This window comes from Microcoleus sp. T3_D1 (genome assembly GCF_036700405.1).
In the GTDB taxonomy this organism is placed as follows: domain Bacteria; phylum Cyanobacteriota; class Cyanobacteriia; order Cyanobacteriales; family Microcoleaceae; genus Microcoleus.
On the sequence record NZ_JAUBOV010000026.1, the window covers coordinates 44,800 to 61,112 of the forward strand.

Below are 16,313 nucleotides of genomic sequence, written 5' to 3' on the forward strand. Positions count from 1 at the left end.
GGAACGGGCATCTTGCCCGTTCTTGACAATGGTGCAACATCTGAGATGTAACGGATGTAACGGATGAAAGGAAGAAGAAAGAAAAAAACTATGCCCAATGCCCAATGCCCCATGCCCCATACCCAGAATGACCTAATTTCCCAGGGTGTCCCCCAACCTGAAGTCGGCGCTTGCTGTCCCAATCTGAGTAAGATAGAAGCAACTGCAACTAAATTAATTGCTAATTCAGCCGATGTCTAGCTCAGAATCCATGTCCGCTCCAGAAGAGTCCGTTAAAATTGAGTTGCCCCGCACGAGTGAGTCGGAATCACTAAAAAAAATTCGCCACACCACCTCCCACGTTATGGCGATGGCGGTGCAGAAGTTATTTCCCAAGGCGCAAGTGACCATTGGCCCTTGGATTGAAAACGGTTTCTATTATGACTTTGACACTCCCGAACCTTTTACGGAACAGGATTTAAAAGCCATTAAAAAAGAGATGATCAAAATCATCAACCGTAAATTGCCTGTAATTCGGGAAGAAGTCAGCCGCGAGGAAGCGGAACGCAGAATTAAGGAGATTAACGAACCTTACAAATTAGAAATTTTAGAAGGTTTGATAGAACCGATTACTCTTTACCATGTGGGCGAGGAATGGTGGGATTTGTGCGCCGGGCCTCACTTAGATAATACCAGTGAGTTGAATCCAAAGGCGATCGAGCTAGAAAGCCTAGCAGGCGCGTACTGGCGCGGCGACGAAACCAAAGCTCAGTTACAGCGCATTTACGGTACTGCTTGGGAAACTCCCGAACAGCTAGCAGCATACAAACACCGCAAAGAAGAAGCATTAAGGCGCGATCACCGCAAATTAGGCAAAGAATTAGGCTTATTTATCTTTGCCGATGCAGTTGGGCCGGGTTTGCCTTTGTGGACGCCGAAAGGCACTGTTTTGAGAAGTATTTTAGAAGATTACTTGAAACAAGAACAAATCAAGCGGGGCTATTTGCAAGTAGTGACTCCGCACATTGCCAGAGTCGATTTGTTCAAAATTTCTGGACATTGGCAGAAATACAAAGAAGATATGTTTCCGCTGATGGCGGAGGATGAGGAAGCGGCAGCAAACGAACAGGGTTTTGTGATGAAACCCATGAATTGCCCTTTTCACATTCAAATTTACAAAAGCGAATTGCGTTCCTATCGCGAATTGCCGATGCGGTTGGCAGAATTCGGCACAGTTTACCGCTACGAACAATCGGGAGAATTGGGCGGTTTAACGCGGGTGCGCGGCTTTACGGTGGATGATTCCCACTTATTTGTCACGCCGGAACAGTTGGATGCTGAATTCTTGAATGTGGTGGATTTGATTCTGTCAGTATTCAAGAGTCTGCAACTGAAAAACTTTAAGGCGCGTTTGAGTTTCCGCGATCCGAACAATTTAGAGAAATACATCGGTTCTGATGAAGCTTGGGAAAAGGCTCAAGGTGCAATCCGCCGCGCGGTGGAAACTTTGGGAATGAATTATTTTGAGGGAATTGGGGAGGCGGCTTTTTACGGGCCGAAACTCGATTTCATTTTCCAAGATGTTTTGGATAGAGAATGGCAATTAGGAACTGTTCAGGTAGATTACAATTTGCCAGAACGTTTTGATTTGGAATACGTCGCTGAAGACGGTATTCGCAAGCGTCCGGTGATGATTCACCGCGCTCCTTTCGGTTCTTTGGAACGTTTGATCGGGATTTTGATCGAGCAGTATGCGGGCGATTTTCCGCTGTGGTTGGCGCCAATTCAGGTGCGGTTGTTGCCTGTCAGCGCGGAGTTTTTGCCGTTTGCGAAGGAAGTGGCGGCGAAGATGAAGGCGCTAAATATTCGCGCTGAAGCTGATGAGGATAGCGAGCGTTTGGGCAAGTTGATTCGCAATGCTGAGAAGGATAAAATTCCGGTGATGGGTGTTGTGGGTGCGAAGGAAGTTGAGGCGAATAGTTTGAATATTCGGACTCGGGCTTCTGGGGAGTTGGGGGCGATTTCGGTTGATGAAGTGATTCGCAGGTTGCAGGGGGCTATTAGTAGTTATGGCAATTTTTAGGTCATTTTAATCGCAGAGGCACGCGGATTAACGCAGATGATATGTTGATATTGTCTGCGTTTTTTTTATTGAGCTGCTAAAATAGTAGTGGTAAACGGGAAGTACGCTCATGCCTAATCCATTTCCGGGGATGAATCCTTATTTAGAACATCCTGATTTTTGGCCAGAAGTCCATCATTTACTGATTAGTGTGATTAAGGAGTCGTTAACTCCGCAATTGCGCCCGAAATACCGCGTCGCTATTGAAAAGCGAATTTACGAAATCAAAGGTGAAAATTCTCTATTAGTAGCGATTCCTGATGTCTCTATCCAACAGAAACGCCTTCCCGCAAGTGCGATCGCATCTAATGCTGTCGCCGTCGCTTCCCGAACTGTGCAGCCTTTAAAAGTGAGAATCCCAGTGTCGGAAGAATTTAGGGAAGGATATTTAGAAGTAATCGATATGACAACCAAGGAAGTTGTCACGGTTCTTGAAGTGCTTTCGCCTGCAAATAAACGCCGGGGGGAAGGTAGAGAAAAGTATGACAATAAGCGAAATAAAATATTTGATAGCAGTACCCATTTAGTCGAAATAGACTTGTTGCGTGGTGGGGAACCTTTGCCAGTTTTCGGACATTCCCATAAAAGCGACTGCCGCGTTTTAGTCAGCCGCAGCAATCAACGCCCGATCGCAGATTTATACTTATTTAACCTTCCCGATACAATTCCTGCATTTCCCTTGCCTTTGCGTCCCGAAGATGTAGAGCCGGTTCTGGATTTACAGGCGCTGATTAATCAAGTATACGATCGCGCAGGTTATGATTTTGAAATTGATTACACAGCCGATGCAGTGCCCCCGCTGTCAGAAACGGATGCTGTTTGGGCCGATTCTCTGTTGCGGGACAGAGGGTTAAGGGGATAATAGAAGTAGGTAAATTAACCGGAGCTAGATTAATGCCTAATCCGTTTCCAGGGATGAATCCTTATTTAGAACATCCTGATTTTTGGCCTCAAGTACATCACTTGCTAATTAGTAGCATTTTTGAATCATTAGTGCCGCAGTTGCTGCCAAAATATATCGTCGATATTGAAAAAAGAGTTTATGAGCTTAGCGGGGACAATTCCCTATTAGTGGGGATTCCTGATGTCACTGTGCAACGTTCTCCTAGTCCAACCAACCCTACTTCTTCTAATGTTGCAGTTGCCGCACCGCCTGTGAAAGCTTTGAAAGTAAGACTGCCAGTACCTGTGGAATTTAGGGAAGCATATTTAGAGGTACGAGATACAGCAACTAGGGAAGTTGTGACAGTGATTGAAGTGCTGTCACCAGCCAATAAGCGCACTGGCAAAGGGCGAGAAATGTATGAAGCAAAGCGAGAAAAGGTGTTTGGTAGTCGCACTCATATGGTTGAAATTGACTTGCTGCGAAGTTACCAACCTCTACCAGTTTTTGGTAACGATATTGAGGCAAGTTATCGAATTTTAGTGAGTCGCGGAAATCAAAGGCCTTTGGCGGATTTGTACCTTTTCAATTTACCCGATATGATTCCTCAGTTTCCCCTGCCTTTGCGCGCGGGTGATGCGGAACCAATTGTAGATTTACAAGGGTTATTAAATGGGGTTTACGATCGCGCCGCCTATGACTTTAGAATAGATTACACCGCCGCACCAGTTCCCCCACTGTCCGAAACTGATGCTGTTTGGGCCGATTCTCTGTTGGAGGAGAGAGGATTGAAAGGGCGATCGCAAATAACAACCGATATTTAAGCGCCTAACCGCTTTTTCAAAACCTCCAAAAAATGAACAGACCAATATTCAAGAAATCGGCTTTTCAGAGGTTTGATGAATTTATCCCAAGGATTGAGGTCAACAATATAATAACCGATTTTGATGCCAATCGGCTCTAAATGTTTGCCTTCTATTTCCTGGCTCAATAAAGGCAATTTTCTATTACTTAGCTGTTGTATGAGCCAAAGTACATCGCTGTTTTTTTGTTCTTCGGGACTTTTGTTGATATCTTTGATAGAACCAGCAATATCATCTAGCTCGAAAGAAATTATTGCAGTCAAATTAAACAGAGAACTATTAGCAATAAAGCATTGAGTTTGTTCTCTGGTTGGTAGCACTCCTAAGCGGAATTTGTCTAACAATTGTGCTAGCGATCGCACTGGAATAGCGCTCTCTGTATTGCTGATATCAGGAGCAATTAATAAGGACGGCTGGCCTTTAATTGAAGGTCGGTCGATGCCCAGATTTTCGATTAACCTTTGAATCCGTTCGTAGTCAGGGCGATCGCAGAATTTCTCCACAATATTTGGATACCGATCGTCGCTTAAAAATTCTAAAAGAGCAATGTACTTGCATCCCAGACTGTGACCCACCCAAAAATAACTCGATGGTTCTTGATAAATTTCGCTTTCATAGCCTAATCTTTGAGCAATCTCGGTCAGTTCGGTTCTCAGTATCTCCTGTTCTTTTAATAACCCAATAGCGATCGGCCAGTGACGAAAAGTAAATCTAAATGGCAAAGCAACTACGGTATAACCTTCTTCAAACAACTGCTGTAAAAAATATCGATAAAACAAAGTTGGCAAACTACCAAAAAAAGTTCCACCAATAAATTGAACAACACCTTTGGGCTGCGGATGAACAGCAACCCAACTAAAAGAAACAGGCTGAAATTTAAATGAGTTCGACATTTGAATAAAGCTCAGTGAGTGTATAAGTGGGGGTAATTAAACGTAAGTAAACGTAAAGTGGGCATTGCCCACCCTACAGTTACTTACCATTTAACAGTTCTAGCCGCGAGACATTCTGACAGGAATATCGAATTTATCCATCACTGTATTTAGCTCTTTCAAATTGACATCATTGGCATCGAGTTGGGCCAGCAGTTGCACGAGCATTTGAGCTTTTTCTGAATTGTCTGCTTCCAAAGTAGCCAAGTCCAAATTACCGTTGCGTAACTCTTCCAAAATTGGGCCAACAATTGGTAAATCGATGATAATTGGTTTACCTGGTTCAGGCGTAATCTCGTTCAAGCCTTTTCCACTGGCGATCGCTAATGTGTAATTAATTTGATCGAAGTCGGGTAAAGTTGGATTTTCGGATGGGAAATCGTTTGGCAAGAAAGTACCGCGAATTTCGGGATTCAATAACACCTTGACTGGTTTCTTGCTTTGGGGTTGAGGCTTTGGAAAGATGGAGCGCGCTGGCACAAATAGCGAGACATAGCCGCGCACTTCCAACAAACCTGGAGTCAGAGTTTTTGGCAGAATGGGCAACAATTGAACAGATGCAGTTTTGTGAGCGGGTATTGTGAAAAATGCGCGATATACCTTCGGTTTCCCTGGCTGCTGAGTCAGAGGTACCTCGATGTTAGTGCCTTCCACGTCAACAACTAAGAAAGCGTTGTTGAGCAAGATTTTATTAGGATTTGCCGGCACGGGTAAGCTGATGGTAAACTCAATCCGATATCGCAAGTCGATCGCTTCGAGATTGGAGATGGTGAGAAAGTATCCCTGAACGATTCGACGAGCCACTGGGATGAGTTGTGGAGGGATGCCCATCACAGGTGCGATCGGTGCGGCGAGGATTTCAAAGGTGGAAACTTCCATGTTTTTGTGCGAGTAATTTAACTTTTAGCTTGGGTTATTTAGCCGGAAAATTTTGTTTCTGTTTTTCCGTGGCTATATCTATGAATAACTGCCCGTCGCGGTTGGTTAACAGTCGCTTTTTCTGGTGACACTCATTTGAGTTAACTCAAGTGAGTGTCGCTTGATTGTGCGACTTGACAATCTAAAAATTTTTGTTAAAGCGCACAGGAACACGGATCGGGAATTTAATTTATCCCTGTGTATCTGAAGATGAAAAGAAAATATCGAATTGATAATCAGGGCGATCGCACATTCATCTGTTGGTATAATCCCCCTTTAATGGGCCCGGGGCGATCGAAAAGCTAAAAAATCCTACACAAAACGTTACATATTTGTTAACATCGGGACGAGCCTGTCCTCAACAGTCCCTCTCTTAACCTTTTAAACTAACCGTTATGAGTCAACCTCCCTCAGCAATTCCCGCCTCAGAAGAGTCCGCCGAAACCCCGGCTGCACCGACAAACAATGCACCTCCACCGAGTTATGTCAAGCTGGCGATGCGGAACATGGTTCGCAAGCGGGCGACTTCTCTGTTTCATTTTGCCTTGACAGCGATCGGACTTTTAGGCGTACTCGTCGGTTTGGCTTTTCTCGATCGATATTTCAATTCTTAATCGCGGATTCAAACAATCAGCCTCTAATTTCTGCTGATGTTTTTCATCTTTCTTAATCGGGAGTTAAGCTGATTGTTCTGCCTGCCTGTTGCAATCTCTAAAAGATTACTGTATCTTTCCAGCAACAGCAAAATCCCCTGCCGTTCGATCGCGCAATTGGAATTTGTAAAAAAATTGAATATATCCCTTGACAGGAGAGCAAAAAGATGTTAATTGAGGTGAACGTCGAGGACTGTTACGGGCTAGCCCAGCAGTCAGCCGACGCTTCCAACCTCGCTGAGAGTGCAGCCAGCGGGGAGATTTGGGCCGAAACCTGGGAAAATTGGTTTAGCGTTTGGCTGGAAAACCAGGCGGCGGATGTGCCAGTTGCCCCGGGCTACGAAGTCAGTCTGCGTTTAACCGCCGATAGGGAGATGCAAGCCCTCAACCTCCAGTACCGCCAGCAAGATCGACCGACCGATGTACTAGCTTTCGCAGCTTTAGAGGTAGACTGTCCTCAGCTAGAGGAAATGCAGTCATCTGAACCCCTATACTTGGGTGATATCGTCATCTCGATCGATACAGCTAACCGACAAGCCCAGCAGCAAGGACATCCCCTGAAAACCGAACTAGCTTGGCTGGCAGCCCACGGTTTTCTGCATCTTTTGGGCTGGGATCACCCGGATGAAGAAAGTCTGACTCAAATGCTCGATCGACAAGAAACTTTGCTGCGGGCGATCGGTCTTACGATCCAAACAGCATAACTTAAGTTGATGGTTACTTAACAAATCATGTCAAGCCCAACATAACTTTCTGAAATTAAACCAAAACTTTAGTAAAAACTTAGAAAAGTTACCTAGACTTGATGTAGTTAATTTGAAAAGTTTAGCTTTCATTCATCTCTGTAAATTAAAGTTGGTTCTTTATGACACTAGATAGACCCTCAATTTCATCACAAATCGCACAGTTTCTGCCCATGCCTCAAGACTCTTCTAGCCAGACAGTCCACGAGTCTAAAAAAGCCTTGAAATACAACCGAGATCTGTCCTGGAAAATCGCATCTAGCTTAGCTACGAGTTTTAGATACGCTTGGGGGGGTCTGAGTTATGCTTTTGAAACTCAGCGCAATTTTCGGATTCACACTGTTATTGGCACTTTGGCGATCGGACTCGGCCTATTTTTACAACTGAAACCTGTAGAAATATCTGTGATCGGCGTCACCATTGGCATAGTTTTAGCAATGGAACTGTTGAATACGGCGATCGAATCGGTGGTAGACTTGACAGTCGGGCAATCTTACCACGAACTAGCCAAAATTGCCAAAGACTGCGGGGCCGGAGCGGTTCTGGTATCGGCAATGGCTGCTACGATCGTCGGTGCTGCACTTCTGCTTCCTCCTTTGTGGGCAGTCGTTCAAATTGCGATCGCCCGTCAGTAACTTATTGGCCTCAGCAAATTTTAGGTTTTAGATGACCAATGGGAGGTTTTTAGTTTTATTCGTCTATATTGCAACTATTTTTATCTGGGGCATCTATCTAAAATCTTAAAACCCTTGCTTTCAGGGAGCGAGTTAACCTAAAATCTAAAATCTCAAACCTAAAATCCAACTTAACCCGTGATTATAGTAATCGATAACTACGACAGTTTTACATACAATTTGGTACAGTATCTAGGAGAACTCGGTGCCCAGTTGCCGGTAGCCCGCGAAGTGCAAGTCTACCGCAACGACCAAATTTCCTTAGCAGAAATTAGGCAATTGCAGCCTGCTGCAGTGGTGATTTCTCCAGGCCCGGGGCGGCCGGAAGATGCGGGAATTTCTCTGGAATTAATCAAAGAGTTGGGGCCGACTCTACCAATTTTAGGCGTGTGCCTCGGACATCAAAGTATCGGTCAAGTATTCGGTGGCAAAATTGTTTCTGCACCCGTGTTGATGCACGGCAAAACTTCTCAGGTAGAACACGCAGGAACCGGAGTTTTTAAGGGCGTGGAATCGCCGATGATTGCAACTCGCTATCACAGTTTGGTAATTGAAAAGCAGAGTTGTCCAGAAGTTTTGGAAATTACGGCTTGGGTTGAAGACGGAACGATTATGGGCGTGCGACACCGGGAATATCCGCACATTGAAGGTGTGCAGTTTCACCCGGAAAGTATTTTGACGACTTCGGGGAAGCAATTATTGCGAAATTTCTTAGAAAGACTTTAGTTGAATTTCTCTGAATTTGTAGGGTTCGCTCTTATAGCACCTTACCGTGAGAGTAGGGTACACATTTTCGCACCTGAACCGCCCCAAAAAGGATACAAGCCCCCCACTCCTGTCGTGGTGAACCCCAAATTTTACACTCCTGTTCGAGATTCCAGATTCAATGCTGCAAGTAAATCTAAAATCTAAAATCTAAAATCTAAAATCGACTGACGGTGTTTTGTGGTATAACAACAAACGACCAACACCCGATAACCGCAACCACAAGGTCAGGAACTCAGGGAATCAACGCCACTGAGCTTGTAAGAAATTGCAAGCTGTTCTGACCAGACCCCTCTTTACAGAGGAGACGTTATTTAGGTCATGACACCGGAGAATGCGACGCTAGTTTTCCGCTCTGTCATCTGCAATTAAACAGTTTTAAAGTCACTGAAACAGTGTTGCAGGTCTAACAAGCCTTTATAACCAGGTCGAAGCGAACATTACCCCGAAAGGGAGGCTCCATAAGAGCAAACATTATGCGTACAGAGTTGCAAGGTTTGAGGCAGTAACTGTCCTGCCGAAAGTGCATTACAAAAGTACACTCCTGTCCAGCAACTCCAAGGCGGTAATGGATACAGAAAGATTCAAGGCGATTGAAATCGCCGTGTCCTTTCCCTCTCAGGTCTTTCATACCCTGAGTTTCCCACTTACCGAGTGTTTTTGATGAAACGGCGACAATTAATACGTTACGCACAGACGGGTTTGCTAGCAGCTTTCTCCACTGGTTTGCCATCTGGATGGGAAAGCTATCAAGCTCAAACTACTAATTCCTTGTCGATTCAGTGGTTGGGCCACACTTGCTTCTTGTTCACCGGTGGCGGTGCGAGGGTGCTGGTGAATCCTTTTCGCCCCCTGGGCTGTACCGCAGGCTATCGCCCTCCTAAAGTGCCAACAGATTTGATTCTGATTAGCAGTCGGTTGCTCGATGAAGGGGCGATCGACGGATTTGCGGGCAATCCCGGCCTTTTGTACGAACCGGGGTCTTACAGGTCTAACGGGCTGCGGATTCAAGGGATTCGTACCCAAAAAGACCGTGAGGGAGGACGGCGATTTGGGGTCAATGTGGCTTGGCTGTGGCAGCAAGCGGGCGTTAAGATTTTACACTTGGGCGGAGTTGCTGGCCCGATCGGCATTGAAGAACAAATCTTGATCGGGCGGCCCGATGTAGTGCTGATTCCCGTGGGCGGCGGGCCGAAAGCTTACACTCCGGCGGAAGCGAAGCAAACTTTGCAACTTCTCAAACCAAAGATGGTGATTCCGACACATTTCAAAACCCAAGCCGCCGATGCTGCTGCGTGCGATTTGGTGCCGCTAGATGAATTCTTGGCGCTGATGGATGGTACGCCGGTGCGCCGATTGAATAATGACACGATTTCGATCAAATCTGCTGACTTACCTCAAACTGGTTCGGTGATTGAGGTTTTGAGTTACAGATTTAGCGGTTGATGCCAGATTTCTTAGGTTGCGTTATATTAAGGAAGTTTTGGTCGATCGGGGATCGAAGAGAATTTTCTCTCTACCTTAGCCTCTGGCAACCTTGCTTTTTGTCGAGATTTGGCTAACATAACAATTCATGTTCACTGTTTGATCTCATAAGGAAATGCAAGCGAAATGAAAAATCAAAATTTACCTAGCTGGATGAAACAACTCACAGGTTTCGCAGGAATAATCGGCGCTAGCGCGTTGATTGGTTTCCCGGCTTGGGCTCACATCACCTCCAACACCAATGTTGCTAATGCAACTCAAACTCAACAAGTTGCAGGAAATGTGAAAACCGCTGCTTCACAGGCACCAACTGGCGTTTCACAGGCACCAACTGGCGCTTCACCGGCACCAACTTCCGCTACTAAGGATATTGTTGCTATTGCATCTGGCGACGCTCAATTCAAGACACTGACGAAGGCTTTGGGATCTGCAGGTTTGGTTACAACTTTACAAGGAAAAGGCCCTTTCACTGTTTTTGCACCGACAGACGCGGCATTTGCTGCTTTGCCAAAAGGAACTGTGGAGGATTTGCTCAAACCGGCAAACAAAGCCAAACTTACTAAGATTTTAACTTACCACGTTGTTCCTGGTTCGGTTTTATCTACTAGCCTGAAATCCGGCGATGTTAAAAGTGTCGAAGGCAGTTCGCTGAAGGTGGGAGTTAACGCAGGCAAAGTTACTGTCAGCGGCGCTAATGTTGTGAAAGCTGATATCAAAGCTAGCAACGGCGTTATTCACGTAATTGACAAGGTTTTGATGCCCCCTGATGCGAAGTAAGACTAGCGGTTTTTGCATCAATTGATGTCAGATTCGGTTAAATGAAAGCGAAATAAGGACACAACAATGTTGTGTCCTTATTTGTATGGCCCGCAATTCAGAATTAATATAGATAAAGCTTTAGCTAGCTGCGGGTACTTACAAAAATGGCTGCCAACCCTTACCTTGATGGCCAAAATCGAAGATTTCGGGATGGAGAATTTCTGCTAAAATTTCTAACGAATCAACCAATCTCGGCCCGGGCCGATTAAAGTAAGAATTGCCGTCAGTTATGTAAACTTTCCCGGTTTTTACTGCTTGCAACTTAGGCCATTCTGCGTATTTAGTTATCTGCATTGCTTCGCTGCGAGTTCGGCTTAAATCAAAGCCGCAAGGCATGAAAATAATTACATCGGGATTAGCTTCTACTAGCGATTCCCATTTTAACCAAGGGGAATGTTCGCCGACAATTCCAAATAGCGAATTGCCTCCCGCCATTGCCACTAATTCGGGAATCCAGTTACCCGCAGCCATCAAAGGCTCAATCCACTCGATGCAAGCTACTTTAGGTTTAACGGTTAATGTTTTGGTTTTTAAGATAATAGCATCGATGCGGGATTGCAAAAGGTCGATCGCACTTTTGCCATTTACGCCCAAAGCATCAGCAACTCGCTGAATATCCGTCCAGATTTCTGCTAGCAGATTCGGCTGCAAAGAAATAATTTCCGGCTTGCTATTTACCAGAGTGCTTACCGCTTGTTCAACCTCTGTTAGAGAACAAGCGCAGACTTCACATTGAGCTTGAGTAATAATGTGAGTCGGCTGCAATTTTTCCAAAGTATCTATTTCTACTTTATAGACACTCAGCGCATTTTGCAACAATTCGGTCACGCGGTTGTGAATTTCGCTGCTAGTTCCTTCGGGATTGAATTTAGGCTGAGTGCAAACAGGTAAATTTTGGATTTCTGGGGGATAATCGCATTCGTGGGAACGGCCCACAATTGCATCGGTTAATCCTAAAAGTGCTACAATTTCGGTGGCACTGGGAATTAGAGAGACTATTCTTGGTTGGTTCATTGGTTTTCTGTTTTTTACCGATTCGGAAGCACAGGCGAAGCACAGGCGAAGCACAGGCGGGACGCCCGTGCCACAACAATAAAAGGGATTGTTAAATTTTTAGTTTTTTTAAGTATTGCAACTCTTGCCATGCTTGAATGAGATTACCTTGCATTAGTTCCGCTACACCGTTTAAAACTCTAATTTCCGGTAGATTGGAATTGAGAGCGAGAGCAGGTTTTAAGGCTGTTTGAGCGGCTTTGGGATGCCAGCCGTACAGGTGTACGAAAGCTAGATAGGCGTAAGCGTAAGGGTTTTTTGAGTCGAGTTGGGTGACTTTTTCTAAGGCTGCGATCGCACTTTGGACATTCTGCTGCAATACTCTAGAAAATGCCAAAGCATAAGCCAATTCTAGATTATTGGGTTCCTGTTTCAACCGATATTCTAACGCTTGTTCCGCTTGCACGGTATAATCTTGAATTGGATCGTACTGATTGATGCGCCCAATCTGCTCGAAGACAGGTTCTAAACCAGGCAATCCTTTGGGTAAATTAACCGCCATCACCCGCAATTGAGTCACTAAATCTAACTCAGGCTTATCTTTATTATTCTCGTTTCCAGGTGCTTTCTCCTCGTTCCCAGGCTCTGCCTTGGAACGCATATCCAGAGGCTCTGCCTCGATCTTAACACTAACTGCCGGCACATTAATCGGATAAGTTTCCCCAGTTTTCCGATTTAGATAAGTAGCTTGCAGATTGTAAGTTCCCGGTGCAATATTAGCAGGAGGAAGCATCGCCGTGCGATCGACAACTCGAAACCCCACAGCAAATTTATCGGCTTCCAGAATCCCCGGATGCAAAGTCGCCTGGGCGATCGCGCGATCGTGTAAAATCCTGAAAGTCTGTCCCGGTGGAATATCGCCAGACTGCTGATTTTGCCACGTTACCAACACTAAACCAGACTGCAACTGCTGCCAAGGCCCAGACCAAGTATATGTTACCGATAGCGCCACTCCGGGAACTGCTTTTCCCCCGACAGTAACTCGATCTAATTGTACTTGCGATCGCGCTTCATTCAACGGCTGTATTTCGACAGGCTGCACTCGCTTGCGATAAAGATTTAAATTAGTATAATCTGGCAAAATCCAAGTTTTTTCTAACTGAAATTTCTCACCTTTTTCAATCGCGGTTACGGCTGCATTTTGCGCTTTTTTAATCCGTTCGCGAATCGAACCTTGCGGGCCAGTTTTAGTTACGAACCAAGAGAGCGATCGCACATCTTGCGGCACGTCTTTTAAATTCGTTCCCACCTGCCGCCCGTAAACCTGAAAATTCGCCAAAGCACCGTAATAATTCAAATTATGCTGGTTAATTTCCGGCGTCGAAGGCAACACGCCTAAAGTAGATTGTAAATAAGGTTCCCTATCAATAATTTCTGCAATTACCTCTCGATGCGGCCACTCTTTCCCCAAGTAAGGATAGTTAGAATTGCCGGGACTGATAATTTGGACTAAGCTATGTCCAAAAGCCCCTCCCAGCGGCCACAGATGGAACAGCATCGCCAGAATTGCCAAGCCAATTGTACCCCAGCGAATTTGTCGTCCCCACCGAGAAGGCCACAACGTTAAACAGTAGGCTAAGAAAATAGATAAAACTGGCAAATAAGGTATCACATATCGGTCGTCTTTGTTGATATTTAGAGAATTAATTAAATAAGCTCCTCCCCAGAAAACAGCCAGCCAGCGACAAGATTTGAGATAAAAGATTGACGAACTATCTTGCCGGCGACGCCAATAAAGTATCAATCCGACTAAGGGAACGAGTAACAGAGGCCAAGAAATGTGTTCGGGTAAGTGTTGACCGTAGTAAATCCAAGCGTCGATCGTATTGAGGGCCGGATCTCCTTCGGCGATCGCAGAATCCACCGTTGCCCGTTTTCCCCCGGTCAAAATTAACAGCCAATTGGTTTTCGCCCAGGGCCCAAACACCGCCACCGACAGCAACAAACTACCTGTTAATTGAGCTAATCTTCCCCAAGCTTTTTGCCGCACAGCACCAACAGCCAGCCACACAATCGGGGTAAATAGAAATAATACGGTAGTGTGTTTAACTAATATTGATAAACCGAGAGAAATTCCAAAGGCGATCGCCCAAAACCAAGACGATCGAGAAAGAGAAAAAAATTCTCCTTCTTCTCCATAATTCATCCGTGTATCCGCGCCAAAATCCGTGTCGTGCCTTCCTCCTTCCTTCTTCCTTATTTCTCCTTCTCCTCCATAATTCATCCGTGTATCCGTGTCAAAATCAGTGTCGTGCCTTCCTGATTCCTGCTTCCACATTGTCAGACAATAGAAACAAAAAGTAATCGCCGCAGTGAGGGGATAGTCGAGCAAAAATTGCAAGCGGAACCGATAAAGTCCCGGTAACAAAACGCAAATAGCAGCGGCCCACAAACCGACTTGCCGGTTAAATAGTTGGACGCCCAGACTGTAGACTGATGCGAGGAGAATTGCACTAAATAATAAATGAACGAGGGTTGCCCGATCGCCCCCAGTACCGAAAACCTGAAGAAACGGAACGGTTAAGATGTATGCCAAGGGCGGAATTTTCGTCGAAAGTAGCCAGAAGTTTGTCCACCACTCCCCGGAAAACCACTGAGGATGCTGCAACGCCTGCAAGTATTTCAGGGTGCTAGTCAGGTAATCTGCTTGATCCCACGCCGGGACAGATCGATCGAGGGCAAACCAGAGGCGATCGCTAATTGCCCCCAGCAGCCAAATTATGCCTAAGACAAGCAGACTCTTGCCCTCGCTGTCCCGATGTTGCTGTGCCATTGCGATTCTTGGATTTTAGGTTGCAGCTTTTAGCTTACAGGGGGGCGGTTCCGGGCGATCGAAAAATTAATTGAGAAAAGTGCTTGCTAAATTCTGTATGTGTCTGCTAAGATAGTAAAGCGCGAAAAAACAAGCCGGGATAGCTCAGTTGGTAGAGCAGTGGACTGAAAATCCACGTGTCACGAGTTCAAGTCTCGTTCCTGGCATCGCAAAGCCCTCACAAAGTTGAGGGCTTTTTTTTATATAAACTTGAGCCAACAAAATAATCACCAATGGCATTCAAGTCTCGGCTTGCAGTTGGAGAGACAAAGCATCGGCTCATCCCTGAACCTCTCGTGCCTTGCGAAACTTTTCCTGTAATTGCTCGATGGCAGTCTCTAAGGGGATTCCCTCACCCCGCGATAGTTCCGCCTCCGCTTCCTCCACCGAAGAGCGCACCTCCTCCACCCACTCCCAATAATGCTGGCGTGTTTGAGTCAAAGTCTGGAGGGCTTTTGTAATCACCTCTTCCGGCGAGCTAAACTGCCCCAGTGCTAATTGCGCTTCGATCAATTTCACCTGCTCAGGACTCAAAGTAATATTCATAAAAATCTCCGGGAGTCTCGCTGACACAAATCCCTTTTCTAAGAATAGCGTTACTTTCTGGGGAGTGCGATCGTCTTAAGCGCCGATCGACGTGCGGTGACGTGTACTGTCTTATTTTTGAGTGAGGTACGACGCTAATTCTGGAATTTCACCGCCGCGCTGCCACTCGGCTTCCCCGCGCCGCACTTTGGTTCGGGCTGTGATTTCCTGAACCTCCCATAATTGCAATTTGGTATAGGGCCCTTTGGCTTCACCGCTGCGAAACACATACCATTGAGCAACTTCAGGAGTTGGCTGGGTCGATCGTCTCACAGGCTTCATCCGATTCATTCCAGTTGTCGCTTTGAGCTGATTTAGTTCTTGTTCTACCGGATTAGGAGAGGCTGAATTAGAATTGGGCGATCGCTTTTTCTTAGCCTCCGGCTTACCTCTAGCAATTTCTACTTCCCCCGGCCACCCCCAGAAATGCCACACCGCCACCCAAACTAGCGCCACAGCAGATCCTAAAATCTCTTCTTGTGTTGAGGATACACCATTGTATTTGGAGAACTTGTTAAAAAAAGCAATTCAAGAGTTAGAAACAATTCTTCAGCAGAGGAATCAGAGGAATGAATTACCGCTAGAGTTTATTAATTCAATGGTCACAAGAGGATGGACTGTATTTGGTAACACTGCCAGAGTTTGCAACAATTGCAATGCAGCCCTGTACTTATGGGAAAACTTATGAAGAAGCGATCGCCAATGCTAAAGAAGCGATCTCCAGCTACCTTGAGTATTGCCAAGAAGAAGATTTAGTGCCTCCGAGTCCGGCAATCGTGGCAGCTTAAAGAAAAGTCGATCGCCCTTTTTGACTCAGAACAAAAGAGATATCGACTTTTCCAACCCAAAAGAGCGATCGCACTTGTTGACTTATTCCAAAAGGGCGATCGCCTTTGGTTGAGAAAAAGCAAGAAAGGGCGATCGCACTTGTTGACAAATTCCAAAAGGGCGATCGCACTTTTTGACTTATTCTAAAAGGGCGATCGGCTTAGTTGTCAAGTAGGCACGGTTTGGGATAAACTAATAT

18 protein-coding genes and 1 tRNA gene are annotated in these 16,313 nt (G+C 45.6%); 12 read left to right on the forward strand and 7 right to left on the reverse strand.

What is annotated here, in order from left to right; all coding sequences use genetic code 11:
• The first annotated feature begins 90 nt into the window (after positions 1-90).
• From QT992_RS14090 to QT992_RS14105, 4 genes are all read left to right on the forward strand, one after another.
• Positions 91-240 carry a hypothetical protein gene (locus QT992_RS14090; RefSeq protein ID WP_333319039.1) on the forward strand — a complete coding sequence of 50 codons (150 nt, stop codon included), beginning with the start codon at positions 91-93 and terminating at the stop codon, positions 238-240.
• Positions 233-2,062 carry a threonine--tRNA ligase gene (thrS, locus tag QT992_RS14095; RefSeq protein ID WP_333319037.1) on the forward strand — a complete coding sequence of 610 codons (1,830 nt, stop codon included), beginning with the start codon at positions 233-235 and terminating at the stop codon, positions 2,060-2,062. Before QT992_RS14090 ends, thrS begins: the two co-directional genes overlap by 8 nt.
• Positions 2,063-2,171: 109 nt before the next feature.
• The gene (locus tag QT992_RS14100) at positions 2,172-2,963 is read left to right on the forward strand and encodes a DUF4058 family protein (protein WP_333106636.1); all 792 of its coding nucleotides are present in this window, start codon (positions 2,172-2,174) and stop codon (positions 2,961-2,963) included.
• A gap of 32 nt (positions 2,964-2,995) precedes the next feature.
• Positions 2,996-3,808, forward strand: coding sequence for a DUF4058 family protein (locus QT992_RS14105; RefSeq protein WP_333319035.1), 813 nt, complete (start codon positions 2,996-2,998; stop codon positions 3,806-3,808).
• On the opposite strand, the gene QT992_RS14110 is transcribed toward QT992_RS14105, so the two are convergent.
• Positions 3,805-4,740 (reverse strand): DUF1350 family protein, encoded by a 936-nt coding sequence (locus QT992_RS14110; protein WP_333319033.1) that lies wholly within the window; start codon positions 4,738-4,740, stop codon positions 3,805-3,807. The genes QT992_RS14105 and QT992_RS14110 overlap by 4 nt on opposite strands.
• A gap of 99 nt (positions 4,741-4,839) precedes the next feature.
• Positions 4,840-5,658, reverse strand: a complete 819-nt coding sequence (locus tag QT992_RS14115; protein WP_333138388.1) for a hypothetical protein — start codon at positions 5,656-5,658, stop codon at positions 4,840-4,842.
• Between the two features lie 434 nt (positions 5,659-6,092).
• On the opposite strand from QT992_RS14115, the gene QT992_RS14120 reads away from it, so the two are divergent.
• The 6 genes from QT992_RS14120 (at position 6,093) to QT992_RS14145 (ending at position 10,794) form a co-directional block, all read left to right on the forward strand.
• Positions 6,093-6,311, forward strand: a complete 219-nt coding sequence (locus QT992_RS14120) for a DUF3285 domain-containing protein (RefSeq protein ID WP_333300442.1) — start codon at positions 6,093-6,095, stop codon at positions 6,309-6,311.
• Positions 6,312-6,517: 206 nt separating this feature from the next.
• Complete coding sequence (ybeY, locus tag QT992_RS14125) at positions 6,518-7,054, forward strand: rRNA maturation RNase YbeY (protein ID WP_333319031.1); 537 nt, start codon at positions 6,518-6,520, stop codon at positions 7,052-7,054.
• A 161-nt stretch (positions 7,055-7,215) separates the two neighbouring features.
• Positions 7,216-7,728, forward strand: a complete 513-nt coding sequence (locus QT992_RS14130; protein ID WP_333319029.1) for a diacylglycerol kinase family protein — start codon at positions 7,216-7,218, stop codon at positions 7,726-7,728.
• 177 nt (positions 7,729-7,905) lie between these two features.
• Positions 7,906-8,493, forward strand: a complete 588-nt coding sequence (locus QT992_RS14135) for an aminodeoxychorismate/anthranilate synthase component II (RefSeq protein WP_333103343.1) — start codon at positions 7,906-7,908, stop codon at positions 8,491-8,493.
• Positions 8,494-9,195: 702 nt separating this feature from the next.
• Positions 9,196-9,978 (forward strand): MBL fold metallo-hydrolase, encoded by a 783-nt coding sequence (locus QT992_RS14140; protein ID WP_333319027.1) that lies wholly within the window; start codon positions 9,196-9,198, stop codon positions 9,976-9,978.
• A 165-nt stretch (positions 9,979-10,143) separates the two neighbouring features.
• Positions 10,144-10,794, forward strand: a complete 651-nt coding sequence (locus QT992_RS14145; protein ID WP_333319025.1) for a fasciclin domain-containing protein — start codon at positions 10,144-10,146, stop codon at positions 10,792-10,794.
• Positions 10,795-10,932: 138 nt separating this feature from the next.
• On the opposite strand, the gene QT992_RS14150 is transcribed toward QT992_RS14145, so the two are convergent.
• Together QT992_RS14150 and QT992_RS14155 are read right to left on the reverse strand one after the other, a co-directional pair.
• Complete coding sequence (locus QT992_RS14150; protein WP_333338978.1) at positions 10,933-11,850, reverse strand: cobalamin-binding protein; 918 nt, start codon at positions 11,848-11,850, stop codon at positions 10,933-10,935.
• A 91-nt stretch (positions 11,851-11,941) separates the two neighbouring features.
• Positions 11,942-14,662 (reverse strand): glycosyltransferase family 39 protein, encoded by a 2,721-nt coding sequence (locus QT992_RS14155; protein ID WP_333338981.1) that lies wholly within the window; start codon positions 14,660-14,662, stop codon positions 11,942-11,944.
• 133 nt (positions 14,663-14,795) lie between these two features.
• Between QT992_RS14155 and QT992_RS14160 the strand changes: the two genes are divergently transcribed.
• A tRNA-Phe gene (locus tag QT992_RS14160) sits at positions 14,796-14,868 on the forward strand.
• 112 nt (positions 14,869-14,980) lie between these two features.
• On the opposite strand, the gene QT992_RS14165 is transcribed toward QT992_RS14160, so the two are convergent.
• Positions 14,981-15,247, reverse strand: coding sequence for a hypothetical protein (locus tag QT992_RS14165; protein ID WP_333138405.1), 267 nt, complete (start codon positions 15,245-15,247; stop codon positions 14,981-14,983).
• Positions 15,248-15,358: 111 nt separating this feature from the next.
• Complete coding sequence (locus QT992_RS14170; RefSeq protein WP_333319021.1) at positions 15,359-15,742, reverse strand: DUF4339 domain-containing protein; 384 nt, start codon at positions 15,740-15,742, stop codon at positions 15,359-15,361.
• A gap of 200 nt (positions 15,743-15,942) precedes the next feature.
• Between QT992_RS14170 and QT992_RS14175 the strand changes: the two genes are divergently transcribed.
• Positions 15,943-16,074 (forward strand): type II toxin-antitoxin system HicB family antitoxin, encoded by a 132-nt coding sequence (locus tag QT992_RS14175; protein ID WP_445305347.1) that lies wholly within the window; start codon positions 15,943-15,945, stop codon positions 16,072-16,074.
• Here the strand turns inward: QT992_RS14175 and QT992_RS14180 are convergent.
• Complete coding sequence (locus QT992_RS14180) at positions 16,071-16,244, reverse strand: hypothetical protein (RefSeq protein ID WP_333338984.1); 174 nt, start codon at positions 16,242-16,244, stop codon at positions 16,071-16,073. The two genes, QT992_RS14175 and QT992_RS14180, sit on opposite strands and share 4 nt — an antisense overlap.
• Positions 16,245-16,313: the final 69 nt, after the last annotated feature.